The sequence below is a fragment of the Streptomyces sp. TBY4 genome (genome assembly GCF_024213195.1).
GTDB lineage: Bacteria > Actinomycetota > Actinomycetes > Streptomycetales > Streptomycetaceae > Streptomyces.
In genome coordinates this window covers 66,904-89,021 of record NZ_JANAVF010000020.1, presented here as the reverse complement: position 1 = coordinate 89,021, position 22,118 = coordinate 66,904, and the positions used below count along the sequence as shown (strand labels likewise).

General features: G+C 72.4%; 22 protein-coding genes. 10 read left to right on the top strand and 12 right to left on the bottom strand.

The genetic code is table 11. From position 1 onward, the window contains the following. Window positions 1-3: 3 nt before the first annotated feature. Both NLX94_RS33640 and NLX94_RS33635 read right to left on the bottom strand, forming a co-directional pair. Entirely contained in the window at window positions 4-969 is a 966-nt protein-coding gene (locus tag NLX94_RS33640; protein WP_254386949.1) for an ABC transporter permease, read from the bottom strand. 56 nt (window positions 970-1,025) lie between these two features. Continuing rightward, window positions 1,026-2,666, bottom strand: a complete 1,641-nt coding sequence (locus tag NLX94_RS33635) for an ABC transporter substrate-binding protein (protein ID WP_254386948.1) — start codon at window positions 2,664-2,666, stop codon at window positions 1,026-1,028. A gap of 277 nt (window positions 2,667-2,943) precedes the next feature. Between NLX94_RS33635 and NLX94_RS33630 the strand changes: the two genes are divergently transcribed. Both NLX94_RS33630 and NLX94_RS33625 read left to right on the top strand, forming a co-directional pair. Beyond that, window positions 2,944-3,963, top strand: coding sequence for a fibronectin type III domain-containing protein (locus tag NLX94_RS33630; protein ID WP_254386947.1), 1,020 nt, complete (start codon window positions 2,944-2,946; stop codon window positions 3,961-3,963). Between the two features lie 166 nt (window positions 3,964-4,129). Continuing rightward, window positions 4,130-6,151, top strand: coding sequence for an NB-ARC domain-containing protein (locus NLX94_RS33625; protein ID WP_254386946.1), 2,022 nt, complete (start codon window positions 4,130-4,132; stop codon window positions 6,149-6,151). A gap of 160 nt (window positions 6,152-6,311) precedes the next feature. Here NLX94_RS33625 and NLX94_RS33620 read toward each other — a convergent pair whose 3' ends face one another. Then, window positions 6,312-6,497: a DUF5999 family protein gene (locus NLX94_RS33620; protein WP_250740159.1), complete on the bottom strand. Its 186-nt coding sequence runs from the start codon at window positions 6,495-6,497 to the stop codon at window positions 6,312-6,314. A gap of 155 nt (window positions 6,498-6,652) precedes the next feature. Here NLX94_RS33620 and NLX94_RS33615 point away from each other — a divergent pair, with 155 nt between their 5' ends. After that, the gene (locus NLX94_RS33615) at window positions 6,653-7,090 is read left to right on the top strand and encodes an SRPBCC family protein (RefSeq protein ID WP_254386945.1); all 438 of its coding nucleotides are present in this window, start codon (window positions 6,653-6,655) and stop codon (window positions 7,088-7,090) included. A gap of 57 nt (window positions 7,091-7,147) precedes the next feature. Here the strand turns inward: NLX94_RS33615 and NLX94_RS33610 are convergent, their stop codons facing one another. After that, entirely contained in the window at window positions 7,148-8,377 is a 1,230-nt protein-coding gene (locus NLX94_RS33610; protein WP_254386944.1) for an acyl-CoA dehydrogenase family protein, read from the bottom strand. Window positions 8,378-8,572: 195 nt separating this feature from the next. Between NLX94_RS33610 and NLX94_RS33605 the strand changes: the two genes are divergently transcribed. Continuing rightward, entirely contained in the window at window positions 8,573-9,217 is a 645-nt protein-coding gene (locus NLX94_RS33605) for a TetR family transcriptional regulator (RefSeq protein ID WP_254386942.1), read from the top strand. Between the two features lie 229 nt (window positions 9,218-9,446). Here the strand turns inward: NLX94_RS33605 and def are convergent, their stop codons facing one another. After that, window positions 9,447-10,016, bottom strand: a complete 570-nt coding sequence (def, locus tag NLX94_RS33600) for a peptide deformylase (RefSeq protein WP_254386940.1) — start codon at window positions 10,014-10,016, stop codon at window positions 9,447-9,449. 123 nt (window positions 10,017-10,139) lie between these two features. Between def and NLX94_RS33595 the strand changes: the two genes are divergently transcribed. The 6 genes from NLX94_RS33595 to NLX94_RS33570 all read left to right on the top strand — a co-directional run bounded on the left by NLX94_RS33595 (window position 10,140) and on the right by NLX94_RS33570 (window position 15,382). Further along, window positions 10,140-11,378, top strand: a complete 1,239-nt coding sequence (locus NLX94_RS33595) for a MurT ligase domain-containing protein (RefSeq protein ID WP_254386939.1) — start codon at window positions 10,140-10,142, stop codon at window positions 11,376-11,378. Window positions 11,379-11,397: 19 nt separating this feature from the next. After that, window positions 11,398-12,126, top strand: a complete 729-nt coding sequence (locus NLX94_RS33590) for a type 1 glutamine amidotransferase (protein WP_250740166.1) — start codon at window positions 11,398-11,400, stop codon at window positions 12,124-12,126. 196 nt (window positions 12,127-12,322) lie between these two features. Next, window positions 12,323-13,351, top strand: a complete 1,029-nt coding sequence (locus tag NLX94_RS33585) for a 6-phosphofructokinase (protein ID WP_254386937.1) — start codon at window positions 12,323-12,325, stop codon at window positions 13,349-13,351. Between the two features lie 122 nt (window positions 13,352-13,473). After that, window positions 13,474-14,403 (top strand): cytochrome c oxidase assembly protein, encoded by a 930-nt coding sequence (locus tag NLX94_RS33580; protein ID WP_254387021.1) that lies wholly within the window; start codon window positions 13,474-13,476, stop codon window positions 14,401-14,403. Between the two features lie 32 nt (window positions 14,404-14,435). Further along, a complete protein-coding gene (locus NLX94_RS33575; protein ID WP_254386935.1) occupies window positions 14,436-14,594 on the top strand; it encodes a hypothetical protein in 159 nt (52 codons plus the stop codon). 77 nt (window positions 14,595-14,671) lie between these two features. Further along, window positions 14,672-15,382 (top strand): lysophospholipid acyltransferase family protein, encoded by a 711-nt coding sequence (locus NLX94_RS33570; RefSeq protein ID WP_254386933.1) that lies wholly within the window; start codon window positions 14,672-14,674, stop codon window positions 15,380-15,382. Window positions 15,383-15,411: 29 nt separating this feature from the next. Here the strand turns inward: NLX94_RS33570 and NLX94_RS33565 are convergent, their stop codons facing one another. The 7 genes from NLX94_RS33565 to NLX94_RS33535 form a co-directional block, all read right to left on the bottom strand. Continuing rightward, a complete protein-coding gene (locus NLX94_RS33565) occupies window positions 15,412-17,097 on the bottom strand; it encodes an alpha/beta hydrolase (protein WP_254386932.1) in 1,686 nt (561 codons plus the stop codon). Between the two features lie 222 nt (window positions 17,098-17,319). Then, window positions 17,320-18,099: an urease accessory protein UreD gene (locus NLX94_RS33560; protein ID WP_254386931.1), complete on the bottom strand. Its 780-nt coding sequence runs from the start codon at window positions 18,097-18,099 to the stop codon at window positions 17,320-17,322. Window positions 18,100-18,122: 23 nt separating this feature from the next. Continuing rightward, a complete protein-coding gene (gene ureG, locus NLX94_RS33555) occupies window positions 18,123-18,818 on the bottom strand; it encodes an urease accessory protein UreG (RefSeq protein ID WP_254386930.1) in 696 nt (231 codons plus the stop codon). A gap of 53 nt (window positions 18,819-18,871) precedes the next feature. Then, window positions 18,872-19,546 (bottom strand): urease accessory protein UreF, encoded by a 675-nt coding sequence (locus NLX94_RS33550; protein ID WP_254386929.1) that lies wholly within the window; start codon window positions 19,544-19,546, stop codon window positions 18,872-18,874. Window positions 19,547-19,577: 31 nt separating this feature from the next. Next, entirely contained in the window at window positions 19,578-21,299 is a 1,722-nt protein-coding gene (locus NLX94_RS33545; RefSeq protein ID WP_254386928.1) for an urease subunit alpha, read from the bottom strand. Next, the gene (locus NLX94_RS33540) at window positions 21,292-21,639 is read right to left on the bottom strand and encodes an urease subunit beta (protein ID WP_254386927.1); all 348 of its coding nucleotides are present in this window, start codon (window positions 21,637-21,639) and stop codon (window positions 21,292-21,294) included. Before NLX94_RS33540 ends, NLX94_RS33545 begins: the two co-directional genes overlap by 8 nt. Before the next feature lie 14 nt (window positions 21,640-21,653). Next, window positions 21,654-21,956 (bottom strand): urease subunit gamma, encoded by a 303-nt coding sequence (locus NLX94_RS33535; RefSeq protein WP_254386926.1) that lies wholly within the window; start codon window positions 21,954-21,956, stop codon window positions 21,654-21,656. Between the last annotated feature and the right edge of the window lie 162 nt (window positions 21,957-22,118).

The window sequence follows — 22,118 nt, the reverse complement described above, 5'->3', positions numbered from 1 at the left end:
GCCTCAGCCATCGAAGCCCACCCTCGGGTCCGCCAGCCCGTAGAGCAGGTCGGACAGCAGGTTCCCGGCCAGCACGGCCGCCGTGGCCAGGACCGTCAGCGCGGCCAGCAGCGGGAAGTCCACCGAGGTCGCGGCCCGCACGGTGGCCTCGGCGATGCCGGGCCAGCTGAAGACGGTCTCCACCAGCAGCGCGCCGGTGATCAGCTCCGGCACCCGCGACCCGATCAGGGTCAGCATCGGGAGCATTCCGGAGCGCAGCCCGTGGCCGAGCAGCACCCGCCGCTCCCCCAGGCCCCGCGCGCGGGCGCCCCGTACGGGGTCCTCCTCCAGCGCGTCGGCCACGCCCTGCCGGACGTACAGGAAGAACCAGGGCAGTTGGGAGATGCCGAGCACCAGCGCGGGCAGCACCAGGTGGCGGGCCACCTGCCCGGCGGTGACCACGTCGCTGCCGGCGTCCGTGAGGCCACCGGACGGCAGTACGCCGAGGCGCACCGAGAAGAGCCAGACCGCGAGCAGGCCCAGCCAGAAGGCCGGAGCCGCTTCGAGGGTGTACGCGAGCCCGGAGACGGCCCGGTCCAGCGGCCCGCCCTGCCGGCGCGCGGCCAGGACCCCGAGCCCGGTGCCCAGGGTCACGGCGACGGCGAAGGCGCACAGCGCGAGCAGGACCGACCAGCCGAGCCGCTCGGCGATGACGTCGGAGACGGGCTGGCGCATGACGGAGGAGGTGCCGAGGTCGCCGGTCAGTGCCGAGGTGAGCCACTCCCACCAGCGCGCGAGCAACGGCTGGTCCACCCCGAGGTTGGCCCGCAACTGGTCGAGCCCGGCCTGCGAGGAGGTGAGCCCGGCGGTGCCGGCGTAGGCCTTGACGGGGTCGAAGGGGGAGAGCGCGGCGACCGCGAAGACCCCGAAGGTGACCACGAGCAGAACGGGTCCGGCGAACAGCGTCCGCCGCCCCGCCATCCGCGCCATCGGCCCCCACGGGAGCCGGTGGCGCAGATGGGGCCCGTGGGGACGGTGGGGACGGCTCACTTCTGCTTCGGCTTCCAGCTCTCGATGTTCCACCAGGGGCCGGTTCCGAGGCCGTGGTCGTGCGGCTCGACCTGGGTGGTGGGGCCGTCCCACTTGTCGGCCACGACATAGAGGTGGTCGATGTGGGTGAGGTAGACGTAGCCCGGGTCCTTGACGAGCTCGCGCTGCACCGTGTCGTACGCGGCCTTGCGCGCGGCCGGGTCGGCGCTGCGGCGGCCGTCGAGCAGGGCCTTGTCCACGGCCGGATTGGCGTAGCGGGCCATGTTGTTGAAGCCGTCGCCCGCGAGCGCGGAGTTCAGCGTCAGGTACTGGTCGAAGTCCGGGTCGGCCGGGGAGCCGCCGCCCGCGAGGACGGCGTCGGTCCGCATCCGGGGCTCGATGACCTCCCAGCTGCCGGACTCGGTGGTGACCTGGACGCCGGCCTTCTTCGCGTCGGAGGCGAAGGCAAGGGCGTGGTCCTGGCGGAGCTTGTCGCCGGAGGTGTACCAGAGCGGGAAGGCGGCGCGGACCCCGTTCTTGACGCGGATGCCGTCGGCGCCGGGGATCCAGCCTGCGTCGTCGAGGATCTTCTTGGCCCTGGCGAGGTCGTACGGTCGCTCGGTGCCGGCGGCGAACCACGGGCTGCCGGTCGGGACGGGGCCGTAGGCGGCCTTGCCCGCGCCCTCCAGGATCTTGTCGACCATCGTGGCGCGGTCCACGGCGATGTCCAGGGCCTGGCGGACGGCCGTGTCACCGGTGACGGGGTGCTCGGTCGGCAGGGTGACGTTGCGGTAGTCGAAGCTCTTGGCGGCGTAGGTCTTCATGTTCCTGCCGGCCTTGTCGGCCTGGCCGGCCGCCTCGCCGGCCTTGCCCGCCGCGAAGCCCTTGGCCAGGTTCGGCGGCAGGACGGCCCCGTCCAGTTCGCCGGAGCGCAGCCGGGTGGCGCGGACGTCGTCGTCCTTGATGACCGCCATGGTGAACTTCTTCACCGCGGGCTCGCCGCCCCAGTAGGCCGGGTTGGCCTTGAAGCTGAGCTTCTCGCCCTTGGACCAGGCGCTGAGCATGTACGGCCCGGTGCCGACGGGCTTGGTGGTGAAATCGCCGCTGTTGACGTCCTGGCCGCCCGCGAGGTGCTCGGGGGCGATGGGCAGGACGGTCCGCTCGGCGAAGGGGGCGTAGGGGTACTTCAGGGTGAAGACGACGGCCTCGTCGCCGCGGGCGGTGACGTCCGCGATCGCGTCGAGCTCGGACTTGGACGCGTTGTTCGTCTTCGCGTCGAGGATCGTCCGGTAGGTGAAGACGACGTCCTTGGCTCCGAAGGGCTGTCCGTCGCTGAACCGCACATCGCGGCGGAGCGCGTAGGTGTACGTGAGCCCGTCCGCGGAGACCTCCGGGAGGGCCTCGGCCAGCGCGGGCTTCAGCTTCATGTCGGCGTCGTGCGCGAGCAGTCCGTCGAAGATCTTCGAGTTGCCGTCCTTGCCGTAGCCCAGCAGCGGGCTGAGGCTCTCCGGCTCGGTGGCTATGCCGACCACGACGGAGTCGGCTGCCCCGGCACCCGCCGCGGCACCTCCCCCGGGGGCGGAACAGGCCGCCGCGCCCGTGACGATCACCGCGGCCGCGGTCGCCCCGGCCATTCCCCGTACGGTCCGGGCCTTCATGTGGTGCACTTCCTTCGTTATTGCAAAGAGATCGCAATAATGCCAGACGGGGACGGGTGAACACGAACCGGGCATCCCCGGCGGGACGCGACCGCGCAGGGGTCTTGCCCGGCCGCGCCGGACCGTGCCATATATGTCTAGACCTTTCCGGGAAGCCGGAGACCCCGGACGCAGGAACCGGGACACCGGACTCTGGACACCGGACCCTGGACACCGGACCGGGGCACAGAACCCGGGACACCCGAAGCCGAGACACCTGAAGAAGAGGGCGCCCGCCGTGCACGACCCCGCACCCCGCACCGCGCCGCGCCCCCCGCGCCGCTCCCGGCGGCCCGCCGCACGGGGAGCCGCGCCCGCCCTCTCCCTCGCACTGGCCCTCGCACTGGCCCTCGCGCTGACGGCGTGCGGCGGAGCCTCCGACACCACGCCCCCGGCGGCCCCGTCCGGACTCACGGCCCAGGCCGGCAGCGCCACGTCCGTGCACGTCATGTGGCAGTCGCCCGCACCCTCGGACGGGGTGACCTCCTTCCTCGTCTACCAGAAGGACCGGCTGGTCCGCGAACTGCCCGCCGACAAGACGATGACCGACATCACCGGCCTCACCCCGCAGACGGACTACGCGTTCACGGTCCGCGCCCGGGACGCCGCCGGGAACACCTCCCCCACCTCCGCGGCCGCCGCGGTCACCACCCCCGCCGCCACGGCCGAGGACCGGGTGCCCCCGAGCGCGCCGCCCCGTACGGACGGCCAGGCCCTCGGGCCCACCTCCGCCCGGCTGAGCTGGGCCGCGGCCACCGACGACAAGGGCGTCACGGCGTACGACGTCTACCAGGGCGACGCCCGGATCCACACGGTCGGCCCCGGCGTCACCAGCACGGTCCTGGAGGACCTCCGGCCCGACAGCGTGTACACCTTCACCGTCCGGGCCCGCGACGGCGCCGACAACTCCTCCCCCGCCGGCCCCGCCGCCGACGTGACCACCCCGCCCGGTCCCGGGCAGCGGACCGGCACCGCTCCGGGCGATTTCACCGCGGCCGCCTCGCCCGGCACGGTCACCCTCGCCTGGACCCCGCCGGCGACCGGCCGGGAGACCAGCGAGTACGAGCTCTACGTCAACGGCCGCCCCACCACCGTCATCCAGTTCGGCGCGGGCGCCGTCCCGGCGGGCCGCGCCGAGCACCGGCTCACGGTCGCGGAGCCGCCCGGAACCGAATGGACCGTGAAGATCCGGGCGCGGCTGCCCGACGGCACCTGGGGGGCCTTCTCCGCCGAACAGCGGGTCGTACTGGCCTCCTGAACCCCGCGCGGAGGAGCGGATCCTGACAACCCGTTCGTTCCATCTGGACCGAACGGCACTACGGGGAAAGAAGATCGCGCAGAATACTCCCGTGTTCGGTGAGTACTCGGTCAACAACAATCAGGCAGATTCCATGGACAGCGCGACTGGGCCAGACTCTGGCGCCGTGCCGGGAAACCTGCCGCCGGAAACGGCGAGCTTCGTGGGCCGTGAGCATGAACTCGGCCTGCTGTCAGACCTGTTGCGCGAGCGAAGGCTCGTGACGCTCACGGGCGTGGGCGGCGTCGGCAAGTCCAGGCTGGCCCTGCGGGCCGCCGCCGACCCGCGTCAGCGCAGGCCCGACGGAGTGTGGTGGGTGGAGCTCTCCCCGCTGCGCGACGCCGAACTGCTCTCCGCGACCGTCGCGCACACCCTCGGCCTCGCCCACCAGTCACCGCGCTCCCTCGACGAGGAACTGTGCGCGTGGATGGCCGACAAGGAGCTGCTGCTCGTCCTCGACACTTGCGAGCACCTGGTGACCGCCTGCCGGCACCTGGTGGGCGAACTCCTGCAGTCCGCACCGGGCCTGACCGTGCTGATCACCACCCGCGAGCCGCTGCGCAGCCCCGGGGAGCACCTCGTCGAGGTCAGCCCGCTGCCCAGCGAGGGGCCGGAGAGCGACGCCCTCGCCCTGTTCCGGGCCCGCGCCCTCGCCGCCACCCCGCAGGCCGCGGCCGCCTTCGCCGACCCGGACCGGGCGGCCCTCGCCGCGGACATCTGCCGCCGCCTGGACGGGATCCCCCTCGCCCTCGAACTGGCCGGCGCCCGGATGCGGCTCTGGACCCTGGAACAGATGGCCCAGCGCCTCGAAGGCCGCTTCGACCTGCTCTCCGGCACCAGCACCGCCCGTCTCCCCCGGCACCAGACGATGCGCACCGCGATCGGCTGGAGCCACGAACTGTGCGAGCCGGTCGAGCGGCTGCTGTGGGCCCGGCTCTCGGTGTTCACCGGGGACTTCGACGTCGCCGCGGCGCGCGCGGTGTGCTCGGGCGGCCCCCTGCCCGCCGCGCGGGTGGAACGGGTGCTGGCGGGCCTGGTGGCGAAGTCGGTGGTCCGGTGCAGCCAAGAGCGGGGCGCGGGCGCCCGGTACCGGCTGCTGGACACGATCCGCGAGTACGGGCAGGACTGGCTGGCGGAGCTCGGAGAGGAGCGGGTCGTCGCCGACCGGCACGCCCACTGGTACGCGGCGCTCTCCAAGGCCGCCGACCCGGGGTGGATGGGCCCCGGCCAGGTGGACTGGTACCGCAGGATGACCGCCGAGCACGCGCAGCTCCGTACCGCCCTGGAGCACCTGCTCCGCACGGATCCGACGGCGGCCCTGGAGACGGCCGGCGCGCTCTGGTTCTTCTGGTTCTCCTGCGGCCACGTCGCCGAAGGCCGGTCCTTCCTGGAACGGGCCCTGAGCAGGGGCCCGCGCTCGGGGGCCGCGTACGTCCAGGCCCTGTGGGCCCTGGGGCTCACCGCCCTGCTCCAGGGCGAACTGGGCACGGCAGAGGAGCTGGGCAAGGAGTGCACGGCCGCCGCGGCGACCCTGGCCGACCCGGAACCGGAGCTGCGCGCCGCCTACCTGCACGCGGTGTCGGTGCTGATGCCGGGCGATCCCGTACGGGCCCTGGCGCTCGCGGGCCCCCGGGCGCGCGGGGGCCACGGCGGGAGACCCACCGGCGTGGGCTGGCTGCTGTGCCGGCTGGCCACCGGCTACGCCCTGTGCGACCTCGGGCGCTTCGAGGAGGCCGAGCGGGAGGCGCAGGGCCTGCGCGAGGCCTGCGCGGAGCTGGGCGAGCGCTGGCTGCGGGCGTACGCGGACTACATCCTGGCGGTGGCGGCGCTCGGACTCGGCCACCACGGGGAGGCGGCCCGGCACGCGCGGGCGATGCTGTCGGGCAAAAGGCTGCTGGGCGACCGCTTCGGGATCGCGCTCGGCCTCGACCTGCTGGCGGCGGCGGTGGCGGCCCTCGGCGACGGCGAGCTGGCGGCCCGGCTGCTGGGCACGGGACACGCCTGGTGGCGCACGGTGGGGCGGCCGCAGATGGGCTCCCCGTCCCTCACGGCCGTACGCGACCAGGGCGAACGGCAGGCCCGGGCGGCGATCGGCGACGAGGCGTACGAAACCGCCTTCCTGGGCGGCGCGGCGGCGCCCACCGGCTGACTTCCCCGCGTGGGGACCGGCCGGTGGCGCCGTGGCGTAACTCCGGGGCTCCCGTCAGTACGGGAGGGGTCTGCCCGACGGGGTACGCAGATCCAGGTCTCGGGGTGCGGGCTTCGGAACGGGCTTTCGGATCAGCTGCTGGCGCATGCTGCCTCCTCGCTCAGACAAGGGCCGGGCGGCGGGGTTCCACCGTGCGGCCGTCGGGGAGCAGTTCACCTGTGTCGTCGAAGACCACGGCGCCGTTGCAGAGCAGATTCCAGCCCTGTTCGGGGTGGAAGGCCACGGTGCGGGCGGCGTCGTGGTCGACGCTGTCGGCGGACGGGCAGGGGGGCTGGTGGGAGCACATGGCGCACCTCCTCGCAGTGTGGGGCGGGAAGGCCGGTGGTCACCCGGTCGAATCCGCGATCCACGGTGGCGGTGAGTATTACTGATCGCCACCCCCGGGCGGAACCCATATTCGCCGCCCAGTTCAGGGTGTGTATGCCCGCTTACGATGCGCTCATGCCCGCTATCCGGATCATTCGGCACACACTTCTCGAGCCCGCGGAGGCGTGGCGGAGGCTGACGGACTGGGAACGCCACGCCTCCGTCGTCCCGCTCACCCGGGCGATCATCGAAACGCCGCCTCCCACGCACACCGGAACCCGTTTCACCATGCGTACGGGCGTGGGGAGGATCACCTTCGACGACCCCATGGAGGTCGTCCGCTGGCAGCCCCCCGGGGACGGCTCCGCGGGGCTGGTCGGGCTCGTCAAACACGGCCGCGCGGTGCGGGGCCGGGCGGAGATCGAACTCCGCCCCGCGCCCGGCGGCGGCTGCGAGGCCGAATGGCGCGAGGAACTGCGCGTGCGCGGCCTGGGACGCCCGTTCGACCCTCTCGTGGCGGCGGCCGCCCGGCTCCTCTTCACGCGCGCCCTGGACGCCCTCCTGCGCCCCTGAGCGGCGCGGGGCCGCCTCACGGCGGCCCCGGGCCCCTTCCCCGTCCGAAACCCGCGGCTAGCGGATCGGCATGCCCGAGAGGGTGCGGGCGATCACCAGCCGCTGGATCTCGCTGGTTCCCTCGAAGATCGTGTAGATCGCGCTGTCACGGTGCATGCGCTCCACCGGGTACTCGCGGGTGAAGCCGTTGCCGCCGAGGATCTGGACCGCCTGCGCGGTGACCTTCTTGGCCGTCTCGCTCGCGAACAGCTTGGACATCGAGCCCTCGGCCGAGGTGAAGGGCTTGCCCGCGACCGCCATCCAGGAGGCCCGCCACACCAGCAGCCGGGCCGCGTCGATGGAGGTCCGCATGTCCGCGAGCTGGAAGGCCACGCCCTGGTTGTCGATGATCGGCCGGCCGAACTGCGTACGGGTCTTGGCGTAGTCCAGCGCCACCTCGTACGCGGCGCGCGCCGTGCCGACCGCCATGGCGCCGACGGCGGGGCGGGAGGCCTCGAAGGTGGCCATGGCGGCGTTCTTCACGCGCTCGCCGCCGCCCGCCTTCGCCCGCTCGTGGGCCCGCGCGAGCCGCTCGTCCAGCTTCTCCTTGCCGCCGAGGAGGCAGGAGCCGGGGATCCGTACGTCCTCCAGCACCACCGCGGCGGTGTGCGAGGCGCGGATGCCGTGCTTCTTGAACTTCTGGCCCTGGGAGAGGCCCGGGGTGTTCGGCGGCACGATGAAGGAGGCGTGCCCCTTCGTCCCCAGCTCCGGGTCGACCACGGCCACGACGATGTGGACGTTGGCGATGCCGCCGTTGGTCGCCCAGGTCTTGGTGCCGTTCAGCACCCACTCGTCCTTGGCCTGGTCGTAGACGGCGCGGGTGCGCATCGCGCCGACGTCGGAGCCGGCGTCGGGCTCGGAGGAGCAGAAGGCGGCGACCTTCACGTCGTCGGGGGTGCCGTACATCTGCGGGATCCAGGTGCCGATCTGCTCCTCGGTGCCGTTGGCGACGACCCCGATGGCGGCGAGGCCGGTGCCGACGATCGACAGCGCGATGCCGGCGTCGCCCCAGAACAGCTCCTCCATGGCCATCGGGATGCCGAGGCCGGTGGGGTCGAAGAACTGCTGGGCGTAGAAGTCGAGGGAGTAGATGCCGACCTTGGCGGCCTCCTGGATGACGGGCCACGGAGTCTCTTCGCGCTCGTCCCATTCCGCGGCGGCGGGACGGATGACGTCGGCGGCGAAGCCGTGGATCCAGTCCCGCACCTGCTTCTGGTCGTCGTTCAGCTCCATGGTGAACTCCGCCATGTCCCCTCCACTTTTCATCTCGCCTGCCCCACAAGCGGTTACCAACGGTAACCCTCACATCGATTCCAGTCTGTTACCGGCCGGTAAGCGCTGTCAAGCAGGAGCGATGGCGGACCGCCGATGAGATCACCGGGGTGTGCGGGGTGTTACGTTGCGTGGGCCTCAGGACATCGCAAGGGCGGGGAGTGACACGGCATGGAGACCACACGGCAGTCCGGCGAGCCGGGAGCGGCGGAGCGCCGGCGGCGGGAGCTGCTGGAGGCCGCCGACCGGGTCGTCCTCCGGGACGGCCCCAAGGCGTCCATGAACGCCATCGCCGCGGAGGCCGGGATCACCAAGCCCATCCTCTACCGCCACTTCGGCGACAAGGCCGGCCTCTACCAGGCCCTGGCCGTCCGGCACACGGACGCCCTGCTCGACTCCCTGCGCGCGGCCCTGGACGCCCCCGCCGAACGGCGCAGCCGGGTGGAGGCCACCCTCGACACCTATCTGGCGGCGATCGAGGCCCGCCCCCAGGTCTACCGCTTCCTCATGCACCCGGCCGAGGACTCCCAGGCCCCCGAGCGCGGCTTCGACGTCGGCCTGCACTCCGCCCCGCTGCTGCGCCGCCTCGGCGAGGAGCTGGCCCAGGTGATCGGCGAACGCGTGGACCTCGGCCCCGGCGGCGAACGCCTGGCCCGGGTCTGGGGGCACGGCATCGTCGGCATGATGCACGCGGCGGGCGACTGGTGGCTCGGCGAACGCCCCTGCGACCGCAAGGAACTCGTCAGCGCCCTCACCGACCTCCTCTGGGGCCGCCTGGCCACAGCAGGCAACCGCGCAGACGGCCCGGGCTTCTAGAGCCCACCGGGCACATCCGGCCCCGCTTCGCTTTCGGCCCTGCCGGGCGCATCCGGCCCCCATCGGGCAAATCCAGCCCCGCCGGCGCTTGAGGCGCGGGGCCCGGGGCGGAGCCCCGGGAACCGCGGCCCCGCCGGGCAAAATCAGCCCTGCCCGGCAGAATCAGCCCCGCCGGCGCTTGAGGCGCGGGGTCCGGGGCGGAGCCCCGGGAACCCCGGCCCCGCCGGGGTCACTCCCCCAGCGCGTGGATCCCGGCCCGACCCCAGTCGGTCTTCCGGATCTGCCGGCGCAGCTTGCGCGCCCGCAGCCCCGCGACCCGCTCCGCGTACACCACACCGGCCAGGTGATCGCACTCGTGCTGCAGGCACCGCGCGAAGAACCCGCTCCCAGCCACCCGCACCGCCGCCCCGTCCGAGGTGAAGCCCTCCACGACGGCCTCGTCGAAGCGGACCGTGGCCGCCTCCAGTCCCGGCAGGGACAGACACCCCTCGGGCCCGGCGAACTCGTCCCCCTCGACAGAGACCAGCCGCGGGTTGACGATGTGCCCGACGTGGCGGACGTCCTCGTCGTCGGGGCAGTCGTACACGAACACCCGCTGCCCGACGCCGATCTGGTTCGCGGCGAGGCCGACGCCCTGGGCGGCGTACATCGTGGCGAACATGTCCTCGATGAGCCGGTCGAGGGCCGGCCCGAACTCGGTGACCTCCGCACAAGCGGAATGGAGCACCGGGTCGCCCAGCAGGCTCATGGTGCGGACGATGCCGGAGGTACCGGGGAGGGGGCGGGGGCGCTGTCGCATGGGCGTAAGGGTACGACGGGCGACTATATGAGGAGATCTTCGGCGGACCGGGGGCGCCGCGGTCGGGGCGCGGGCAGGTCATGGATAGGCTGGGGGCGACCGACGCAAGGAGGACAAGGGACGATGGCAGGCAACACAGAGCCGCTTTCGCCGCGGGCCAAGCTGGCCGTGACGGCGGGCAAGGCCGCGGCGGCGGTGTCGCGGGCCGCGGGACGCGGAAGCGGATCGGTGATCGGTGGCAAGGTCGCACTCAAACTCGACCCCGATCTCCTCGGAGCGCTCGCGCAGCATCTCGACGTCGTCCTCGTCTCGGCGACGAACGGCAAGACCACGACGACCCGGCTGATCGCGGAGGCCCTGCGGGCCAGCGGTCCGGTCGTCTCCAACGCTCTGGGCGCGAACATGCCCGCGGGCATCACCTCCGCCCTGGCGGGCGGCTCGGACGCCAAGTACGGCGTCATCGAGGTGGACGAGAAGTACCTGGCCGGAGTGGCCCGGGACGTCACGCCCAAGGTGATCGCCCTGCTCAACCTCTCCCGCGACCAGCTGGACCGCGCCGCCGAGACCCGCATGCTCGCCGAGAAGTGGCGCGAGGGCCTCTCGGGCTCCAAGGCCGTGGTCGTCGCGAACGCGGACGACCCGCTCATCGTGTGGGCCGCCTCCTCCTCGCAGAACGTGGTGTGGGTCGCGGCCGGCCAGGAGTGGAAGGACGACGCCTGGTCGTGCCCCTCCTGCGGTGGCGTCATGCAGCGTCCGGGCGACGACTGGTTCTGCGGCGAGTGCGGTTTCCGGCGTCCCACCCCGAGCTGGGTGCTCTCCGGCGACCACGTGCTCGACCCGCACGGCAGCGCCTGGCCGATCAGCCTCCAGCTCCCGGGCCGCGCCAACAAGGCGAACGCCGCCACCTCGGCCGCCGTGGCAGCCGTCTTCGGCGTCCCGCCGCAGGTCGCGCTGGAGCGGATGTACCAGGTCCAGGCCGTCGCCGGCCGCTACGACGTGGTCAGCTTCCAGGGCCGCGAACTGCGGCTGCTGCTCGCGAAGAACCCGGCCGGCTGGCTGGAGACCTTCTCCCTGATCGACCCGCCGCCGGCCCCGGTGATCCTGTCGGTCAACGCGCGCGGCGCGGACGGCACCGACACCTCCTGGCTGTGGGACGTGGACTACCCGCGCCTGGCCGGCCACCCGATCTTCGTGATCGGCGACCGCAAGCTGGACCTCGCGGTCCGCCTCGAGGTCGCGGGCCTGGACTTCCGGGTGTGCGAGACCCTCGACGAGGCCGTGCAGCTGGCGCCGCCCGGACAGATCGAGCTGATCGCCAACTACACCGCCTTCCAGGACGTGCGCCGCCGCGTCGGCAACTAGTACCCATAAGGACAAGAGCATGAGCGACAACAGCCTGCGTCTCGTGTGGGTCTACCCCGACCTGCTCAGCACGTACGGAGACCAGGGCAACGCCCTGGTCGTCGAGCGCCGAGCCCGCCGGCGCGGCCTGGACGTGCAGCGCGTGGACGTGCGCAGCGACCAGCCGATCCCGACCTCGGGCGACATCTACCTGATCGGCGGCGGCGAGGACCGGCCGCAGCGGCTGGCCGCCGAGCGGCTGCTGCGCGACGGCGGCCTGGAGCGCGCCGTCTCGAACGGGGCGATCGTCTTCTCCGTCTGCGCCGGGTACCAGATCCTGGGGCAGGAGTTCGTCAACGACGTCGGCCAGCGCCAGGAGGGCCTCGGCCTGCTGGACGTGGTGACCGTGCGCGGCGAGGGCGAGCGGTGCGTCGGCGACGTGCTGGGGGACATCGACCCGCGGCTCGGGCTGCCGCAGCTGACCGGCTTCGAGAACCACCAGGGCGTCACGCACCTGGGCCCGACGGCCAAGCCCTTCGCCCGGGTCACGATGGGCCGGGGCAACGGCACCGGTGACGGCACCGAAGGCGCGTACAACGACACGGTGTTCGGCACGTACATGCACGGGCCCGTGCTGGCGCGCAACCCGCAGATCGCGGACCTGCTGCTGAAGCTGGCCCTCGACGTGAACGCGCTGCCGCCGATCGACGACCGCTGGTACGAGGCGCTGCGCGCCGAGCGGATCGCGGCGGCCACGCAGCCCGCGTAGCGGTCCCCTCACGACACCTGGTGTTCGGCCCGGATTCCCCTGGGGGGATCCGGGCCGACGTGCGTTCGTACGACTTATCTGACCAGCATGTGGAGGATGGTTCAGTCCACCCTCGATCCGCTTGTAGGGTGCTGGGTAGTTCCAACCGGACGACGTGGTCCGGTCGTCGGCCCACGTTGCAAAGGTCCTTCCTGCCATGCGCATTGGTGTGCTCACTTCCGGAGGCGACTGCCCCGGGCTCAATGCCGTCATCCGCTCCGTCGTGCACCGCGCCGTCGTCGACCACGGCGACGAGGTCATCGGCTTCCACGACGGCTGGCGCGGCCTGCTGGAGTGCGACTACCGCAAGCTCGACCTGGACGCCGTGAGCGGCATCCTGGCCCGCGGCGGCACCATCCTGGGCTCCTCCCGGGTCCAGCCCGCCCATCTGCGCGACGGCGTGGAGCGGGCCCGCGGTCACGTCGCCGACCTCGGCCTGGACGCCATCATCCCGATCGGCGGCGAGGGCACCCTGAAGGCCGCGAACCTGCTCTCGCAGGGCGGCCTGCCGATCGTCGGCGTCCCCAAGACGATCGACAACGACATCGCCTCGACCGACGTCACCTTCGGCTTCGACACCGCGGTCGGCGTCGCCACCGAGGCCCTGGACCGGCTGAAGACCACCGCCGAGTCCCACCAGCGCGTGATGGTCGTGGAGGTCATGGGCCGCCACACCGGCTGGATCGCCCTGCACTCGGGCATGGCGGCCGGCGCGCACGCCATCGTCGTGCCGGAGCGCCCGTTCGACATCGAGCAGCTGACGGCGATCGTCGGCGAACGCTTCGAGCAGGGCAAGCGCTTCGCGATCGTCGTGGTCGCCGAGGGCGCCAAGCCCGCGGCGGGCAGCTCGATGGCCCTGGAGGAGGGCGGCACCGACATGTACGGCCACGAGCGGTTCGCCGGCATCGGCAACCGTCTCGCCGTCGAGCTGGAGGAACGTCTCGGCAAGGAGGCCCGGCCGGTCATCCTGGGCCACGTCCAGCGCGGCGGCACGCCCACGGCGTACGACCGCGTCCTCGCGACCCGCTTCGGCTGGCACGCGGTGGAGGCGGCCCACCGGGGCGAGTTCGGGATGCTGACGGCGCTGCGCGGCACGGAGATCGAGATGGTGCCGCTCGCGGACGCGGTGCAGACGCTGAAGACGGTTCCGGCCGAGCGGTACGACGAGGCGCAGAACGTTCTGTGATCTTTCCCCTCTCCTGACACCGCCCCCGGACGATTTCCCGTCCGGGGGCGGCACTACTGTGGTGGGGCACCGCAGTCAAGGGAGTGAAGAGATTGAGTTACCTCGCGCACGACGGCATGGACATGAACATGGACCTGCCGCCCTTCACTCTCGGGCGCGGCCTCGAGTTCTCCTTCGACGCCTTCTTCCTGATCGGCTCGCTCCTCGGCCTCGGTCTGTACGCGTGGGGCGTGCTGCGGCTGCGCGCACGCGGGGACGCCTGGCCGGTCGGCCGGTCGGTCGCCTTCACCATCGGCGTGCTGAGCGTGGCCCTGGTGATGTGCACCAAGCTGAACGACTACGGCATGGTCATGTTCAGCGTGCACATGGTCCAGCACATGGTGATCAGCATGCTCAGCCCGATCCTGCTGCTGCTGGGCGCACCCGTGACCCTGGCGCTGCGCGCGCTGCCGCCGGCGGCCCGCGGCCACAAGGGGCCGCGCGAGCTGCTGCTGATGCTCCTGCACAGCCGGTACATGAAGGTGATCACCCATCCGGTGTTCACCATCCCGATGTTCATCGCCAGCCTCTACGGCCTCTACTTCACCCCGCTCTTCGACTTCCTGATGGGTTCGAAGACCGGCCACATCGCGATGATGGTGCACTTCCTCGCCGTCGGCCTCGTCTTCTTCTGGCCGATCATGGGCGTGGACCCGGGCCCGCACCGCCCCGGCTACGTGATGCGGATGCTGGAGCTGTTCGCCGGAATGCCCTTCCACGCCTTCTTCGGCATCGCGCTGATGATGGCCAGCGAGCCGATGATCAAGACGTACGCGAACCCGCCTGCCTCCCTCGGCATCGACCCGCTGCTCGACCAGCAGTGGGGTGGCGGCATCGCCTGGGCCTTCAGCGAGATCCCCTCGGTGCTGGTGCTGATCGCGCTGGTCTACCAGTGGTACCACTCCGAACAGCGGGCGGCGAAGCGCTCCGACCGGTCCGAGGACCGCAACGGGGACCAGGAGCTGGCGGCCTACAACTCGTATCTCGCCTCGCTCCAAGCGCGTGGCCAGTAGCGCGGAACCACCTTCAGGCGCCACCATGGGGCATGACCGGATCCGTGAAGGCGATGGCACTGATGACCTTCGCCTCCCTGGTGGCGATCGCCACGTACTCCGTGGCCCTCGGAAGCAACGGCTGGCTGTGGTTCGGCTGGGTGGTGCTGGGGCTGCTCACCGCGGGCATGGCTGCCTCGGGCGGTACCTGAGCCACCGCCCCCTGCACCCCCGGGCTGACCGTCCGTAGGATGTTCCATGACCACGGAACGTCGACGGGAGCCGCTTGGTGTTCTACCACTTGCTCAAGCACGTGATCCTGGGGCCGCTGCTGCGGCTCCTGTTCCGGCCCCGCATCGAAGGTCTGGAGAACATCCCCGAGGACGGGGCCGCGATCATCGCGGGCAACCACCTCTCCTTCTCCGACCACTTCCTGATGCCGGCGATCCTCAGCCGGCGCATCACCTTCCTCGCCAAGGCCGAGTACTTCACCGGGCCGGGCGTGAAGGGACGTCTCACCGCCGCCTTCTTCCGCAGCGCGGGCCAGATCCCGGTCGACCGCTCCGGCAAGGACGCCGGTCAGGCGGCGCTCCGCGAGGGGCTCGGGGTGCTGTCCAAGGGTGAACTGCTCGGCATCTACCCGGAGGGCACCCGCTCGCACGACGGGCGGCTCTACAAGGGCAAGGTCGGCGTGGCCGCGATGGCGCTGGGCGCCGGGGTGCCCGTCGTCCCGTGCGCGATGGTCGGGACCTTCGAGATCCAGCCGCCCGGGCAGAAGATCCCCAAGATCCGCCGGGTCACGATCCGCTTCGGCCGGCCGCTGGACTTCTCCCGGTACGCGGGGATGGAGGGCGAGCGGGCCGTGCTGCGGGCCATCACCGACGAGATCATGTACGAGGTCCTCGCCCTGTCCGGCCAGGAGTACGTGGACCGGTACGCCGCCGAGGTGAAGGCGGAGGAGGAGGAAGCACGGAAGAAGGCCCGGCGCAGGACGCGCTGAGCCTTCCCCCGTGCCGGGCCTTCTCAGGGCTAGCGGACGGCCGGGAGCTCGTCGATCGCCTGCTGGTCGGCGGCCGGGGCCGGCGCGAGCAGCTTGGCGGCGACGGGGGCCGGGGCCACCGGGGTGGCGTGCGGGTCGCACGTCACGTTCTGGGCGTCGACCTTGCCGGTGAGCAGGTAGGTGTCGACCCGGGTGTTGATGCAGGGGTTCACCAGGTTGGTGACACCGTGCGAACCGGCACTCTTCTCGGTGATCAGGCGCGAGCCGGCGAGCCGCTGGTTGAGCGAGACCCCGCCCTTGTACGGCGTGGCTGCGTCACGCTCGGCCTGGACGATCAGCACCGGGGGCAGACCGCGGCCCGGGCCGACCCCGACCTCGATCGCGTGGTGCTGCTTGGACTTCCAAGTGGCGCAGGGCAGGTTCATCCACGCGTTGGCCCAGGTCATGAAGGGGTACTGGGCGTGCAGCCTGGTGTTGTCCCGGTCCCACTTGGACCAGCTGGTGGGCCACTTGGCGTCGGCGCACTCCACGGCGGTGTACACCGCGTTGCCGTTCTCCGCCGAGGCGTTGCCCGCGGTGTCGCTCATGTCGGGGGCGATGGCGTCGATCAGCGCCTGCTCGTCACCGGCCTCGTACGCGGCCCAGGTCTGGGCGACGGGCACCCAGGAGGAGTCGTAGTACGGGGCGCTCTGGAAGAAGCCGATGAGCTCCGCCGGGCCGACGATCCCGCCGAGCGGGTTGGCCTTGGCCTTGGCGCGCAGCGCCAGCCACTTGGCCTCGACCGCGGCGCGGGTGGTGCCGAGGTGGAAGGAGGCGTCGTTCTTCGCGACCCAGTCCTGCCAGTCGTTCCAGCGCATCTGGAAGGCGACGTCCTGGCCGAGGTTGGCCTCGTACCAGATGTTGTCGCGGGACGGGTCGACCACGCTGTCCGCGATCATGCGGCGCACCTGCGTCGGGAACAGGGTCGCGTAGACCCCGGCGATGTAGGTGCCGTAGGAGACGCCGATGAAGTTCAGCTTCTTCTCGCCGAGGGCGGCACGGATGACGTCCAGGTCACGCGCGATGTTCGGCGTGGTCATGAACGGCAGCATCTCGCCGCTGCGCTCCTTGCAGCCGTCCGCGTACTCCTCGGCGAGCTTGCGCTGGGCGGCCTTGTCGGCCTTGCTGTCCGGCACCGGGTCGGCCTTGGGCGCCTTGACGTACTCCTGCGGGTCGATGCAGGAGATCGGCGCGGAGTGGCCGACGCCGCGCGGGTCGAAGCCCACGAAGTCGTAGGCCTTCGCGGTGTTGACCCACAGCGGGCTCTTGGTGGTGATCCGGCGCGGGAAGCGCATGCCGGAGGCGCCGGGGCCGCCCGGGTTGTAGAGCAGCGCGCCCTGGCGCTCCTCCTTGGTGCCGGTGCTGACGGCGCGGTCGACCGCGATGTCGATCGTCTTGCCGAAGGGCTTGCTGTAGTCGAGCGGGACCTTCACGTATCCGCACTGGATGGGCGCCGCGAAACCCCAGTCGGGCGGGCAGTCCTTCCAGTCGATCCCGGTGCGCGCCGCGCGGGCGGCGGCGATCTGGGTGCCGATCGCCTCGGCGATCGGGTTGTCGCGGCCGAAGCCGGACGGGAGGGTCTGGGAGGCCGACGCCTGCGGGGCGAGCAGCAGGCTCGCCGCCAGCGTGCCGGTGATCAGTGTTGCGGCGCTCCCCAGCGCCGCGTTGCGTATCACGTGGTTGTTCCCCCTGCGTCATCTGCCGCCGTGGGCGGCGTGGTTCGTGCCGGTGTGGATGTGCTTCGGCATGTGCAGGGGATACTTCCGCCTGACCGGGAGCGGGCGACAGAGCACGGGGCCGTTTTTTGCCAACCCGATATCCGGAAATGCGTGTACCGCTGAGCGGTGCCTGGTTCGTCCCGGGTTCGGCCCGCGTTCCTCCCGGGCGGCCTCCGGAGGTCACCAACCGTAGGCGGCCCGGGCGGAGTCGAGGAGTTCGCGCAGCCGCAGCGCGTCCGGGGCCAGGGCCGTGACCAGGACGGCGGGGCCCGCCAGCGGGGTGACCGCCGCGAACTCCCCCAGCATCCCGGCCTGCGGCGGGGCCTTCGCGAACTCCGGGTCCACCACCAGCAGCTGGCCCAGCGCCCGGTGGCCCGCGAGTCCCGCCGGACCGTCCCAGCCGCCGGGTGCGCCGGGCCCGCAGGCCAGCTCCTGGTCGAGCAGCGGGCGTCCGTCCCGGGTCACGGTGAGCCGGGCGCGCAGCAGGCCCGGAGCCTCCCCGGTGCGGCCGAGCACCTGCTCCTCGCGCAGCAGCAGCCGGGCGGTGGGGGCGAGTTCGGCGCGGGTGCGGACCCTGAGGTCACTGCCGCGCACCGAGACGAGGGGCTCCGGCAGCCAGCGCACCGCCGCCCCGTCCGCGAGCCGGAGCCGTACGTCGTACCGCGCGGGTTCCCCGTGCCGGCCGGGCAGGGCCAGGGTGGCCGCCGCCGAGTGGAGCACCAGCCGGGCGCCCGGTCCGGCGGTGGCCTCGACCCTGAGGTGGTCACCGCCCAGGGGGGCGCTCATCGCGCCGACCAGCATGACGCCCGCCTCGCCGGGCCCGCCCCGGGTGCGGCGCAGCGCGAGGGGCCCCTCTCCGGCGAGCAGCGGCAGGGCGGTGGAGCCCCGGCCGTCGGCGGCGGCGCCGATCCGGGCGGTGGCGCGCAGGCCGGCCGGAGCGGGGGCCGGGGGCACGGGCATCGCGGCCGGGATCCCCGTAGGGCTCACCGGGCGGTCCAGGCGGCGATCCGCTCGCGCACCCAGGCGGCCACCGGGGCCACGCCCTCCTCGCCGCGCAGGGACTGGAAGGCGACGGGCAGTTCGCCGCGCTGCTCGGCCGCGTCGCGGGCCATCCGGTCCAGGTCGGAGCCGACGTGGGGAGCGAGGTCGGTCTTGTTGACGACGAGCAGGTCGGCGGTGGTGACGCCGGGGCCGCCCTTGCGCGGGATGTCGTCGCCGCCGGCCACGTCGATGACGAAGATCTGGGCGTCGACCAGGCCCCGGGAGAAGGTGGCGGTGAGGTTGTCCCCGCCGGACTCGACGAGGATCAGGTCGAGCCGTCCGTTCCCGTGGAAGGCCTCCTCCAGTTCCTCCACGGCCTCCAGGTTGGCGGAGATGTCGTCGCGGATGGCGGTGTGCGGGCAGGCGCCGGTCTCCACCGCGCTGATCCGCTCGGGCGGCAGGACGGCTTCGCGGAGCAGGAACTCGGCGTCCTCGCGGGTGTAGATGTCGTTGGTGACCACGGCCATGGACAGTTCCGCGCGCAGGGCCCGGCAGAGGGCGGCGACGGTGGCGGTCTTGCCGGAGCCGACGGGTCCGCCGAGGCCGATGCGCAGGGCCCGGCGGCTGCCGTCCGCCCGCAGCGGCTCGGCACTGTGGGTGTGGCGGTGCGGGAAGGTCACTGCGTGATCGAGGTGCATGGGGGTCTCCTTGTGCTGAAGCAGGGGGATGCAGGACCTGCGGGGCCCGGGGATCAGGAGGCGAACAGCCGTACCGGCCAGTCGGCATGGGCCTGTGCCGCGATGTCCAGCAGCGGCGAGGAGGCCGCGGGCAGCGTGTGCGTGCCCTCGGTGCGGGCGCGCAGCGCGGCCCGCTCCGCCCGGTGGGACACCGAGTCCAGCTCGGGGGCGAGCCCGGCCAGGACCCGGCTCGCCTCGAAGGGGTCCAGGCCGAGCAGCCGCACGGTGGCGGTGGCCGGCCCGCTCACGCTCTCGTACGCCGCCACGTGCGCGGCGTCCAGCGGCCCGAGCCCCGCCGACCGGGCGGCGACGCCGAGCACCACGGGCTGGTGCGCCCCGCGCGGGAACGCCGCAGCCAGTGCGTCCAGTTCCGCGCCGGGCCAGGTGGCGCGGGCGGCCCGCATCAGCTGGCGCCCGAGCCGCCGCCCGGCGGCGCGCAGCGCGGGCGACGGGGTCCGGGCGTCGGCGGCCTCGTCGAGGGCGACCGGGTCGGTCCCGAGGGCCGCCGCCGCGGCCAGTCCGGCCGCGACGAGCCCGGCGGTGTGCAGCCGGCCGCGGCAGAACTCCGCCAGGGTGGCGGCGTCGTGGATCCGGCCGGCCTTGCAGGCGGCCTCGGCGCCGCCGGAGTGGGCGTGCCCTCCGGCGGGGAAGCGGCCGTCGGCGAGGACCAGGAGGGTGGCGAGGCTCATCGGAAGACCCGCCCCCTCAGAAGAGGCCCCATCAGAAAAGGAAGTAGCGTTGGGCCATGGGGAGTTCCGCCGCCGGGGCGGGTTCCACCACCTCGCCGTCGATGGTGACGGTGAAGGTGTCGGGGTCGACTTCCACCCGCGGCATGGCGTCGTTGTTGCGCATGTCCGCCTTGGTCACCTTGCGGGTGCTCTCAATGGCGACGAACTCCTTCCCGAGTCCGAGCCGTTCGGGCAGTCCGTCGTCGAGGGCGGCCTGGGCGGTGAAGTTGACCGAGCACAGCCCGGGGGCCCGCCCGTAGGCCCCGAACATCGGGCGCGGCAGGACCGGCTGCGGGGTGGGGATGGAGGCGTTGGCATCGCCCATCTGCGCATAGGCGATCTGGCCGCCCTTGATGACCAGTTCGGGTTTGACCCCGAAGAAGGCGGGGTTCCACAGCACCAGGTCGGCGAGTTTTCCGGTCTCGACGGAGCCGATCTCGCGGGCCAGGCCCTGGGCGACGGCGGGGTTGATCGTGTACTTGGCGACGTAGCGCCGGGCCCGGTGGTTGTCGGCGGGTCCGTCCCCGGGCAGCGGGCCGCGCCGCTTCTTCATCACGTGGGCGGTCTGCCAGGTGCGCAGGATGACCTCGCCGACGCGGCCCATGGCCTGGGAGTCCGAGGAGATGATCGAGATGGCCCCGAGGTCGTGCAGGACGTCCTCGGCGGCGATGGTGGAGGGCCTGATCCTGGATTCGGCGAAGGCCAGGTCCTCGGGGACCGCGGGGTTGAGGTGGTGGCAGACCATCAGCATGTCGAGGTGTTCCTCGACGGTGTTGACGGTGTGCGGCCGGGTCGGATTGGTGGAGCTGGGCAGGATGTTGGGCTCGGAGACCACGGTGATGATGTCGGGGGCGTGCCCGCCGCCCGCACCTTCGGTGTGGTACGAGTGGATGGTCCGTCCGCCGATGGCGGCGAGGGTGTCGGCGACGAATCCGGCCTCGTTGAGGGTGTCGGTGTGGATGGCGGCCTGGGCGCCGGTCTCCTCGCAGACGGTGAGGCAGGCGTCGATGACGGCGGGGGTGGACCCCCAGTCCTCGTGGAGCTTGAAGCCGAGCGCCCCGCCGCGCAGCTGGGAGTACATGCCCTCGCGGGACATGGTGTTGCCCTTGCCGAGCAGGCCGATGTTGACGGGGAAGGCCTCCAGGGCGGCGAACATCCGGGCCAGGTGCCAGGGTCCGGGGGTCACCGTGGTGGCCTTGGTGCCCTCGGCCGGGCCGGTGCCGCCGCCGACGAGGGTGGTGATGCCGGAGGCGAGGGCCTCCTCGATCACGGTCGGGGAGATGAAGTGCACGTGGGCGTCGACGGCTCCGGCGGTGAGGATCTTCCCGTTGCCGGCGATGATCTCGGTCTCGGGGCCGATCACCAGCGCCCGGTCGACGCCGTCCATGGTGTCGGGGTTGCCGGCCTTGCCGATGCCGCAGATCCGGCCGTCGCGCAGGCCCACGTCGGCCTTGACGATGCCCCAGTGGTCGAGGATCACCACACCGGTGATGACGGTGTCGGCGGCCCCTTCGGCGCGGGTGGTGCGGGCCTGGCCCATGGACTCGCGGATGACCTTGCCGCCACCGAAGACGGCCTCGTCACCGGCCCGTCCGGGGCCGCCGCCGAGGTCCCGCTCGATCTCGACGAAGAGGTCGGTGTCGGCGAGCCGGATGCGGTCGCCCGTGGTGGGCCCGAAGAGGTCGGCGTAGACCTGGCGCGATATCTCAGCCATCGAGCTGCCCTCCGGCATCGAGCGCCCCACCGGCGTCGAGCGCTCCTCCGGTTTCCCCGCGCAGTCCGGGCACGGTGCGCAGCCCGGCCAGCGGCACGAGGGACACGGCGACGGGGATGCCCGGCTCGAAGCGGACGGCGGTGCCGGCGGCGATGTCGAGGCGCAGCCCGCGGGCGGCACCGCGGTCGAACTCGAGGCCGGGGTTGGCCTCGGCGAAGTGGTAGTGCGAGCCGACCTGGACGGGCCGGTCGGCGGCGTTGAGCACGGTGAGTCGGGTGACGGGCCGGCCTTCGTTGAGGCGCACCGGGCCGTCCCCGTAGGCGATTTCGCCGGGGATCATGCGGGTACTCGCTCTCAGACGATGGGGTGGTGGACGGTGACGAGTTTGGTGCCGTCCGGGAAGGTGGCCTCGACCTGGACGTCGTGGATCATCTCGGGTATCCCCTCCATGACCTCCTCGCGGGTGAGCACGGTCCGCCCGGAGGCCATCAGCTCGGCCACCGTCCGGCCGTCGCGGGCTCCTTCGAGGATGTGGGCGGTGAGCAGGGCGACGACCTCGGGATGGTTGAGGAGCACGCCCCGCGCCCTGCGTCTCTCGGCCACGTCCGCGGCCACGTGGATGAGCAGTCTCTCCTGCTCGTGGGGGGTCAGCTGCACAGCAATCACCAAGCTTCCGGGACATGACCGACATCGCGCCGAGCCGACCTTATGGGCCGTCAACACTTTGTTGACCTGCGCATATCCGAGCCAAGCGTGTCTTGCCCAACACAGAGGAAGGCTTTCCGTCCCGCTCACCGCCGCTTTGCCGGAGCATGGGTG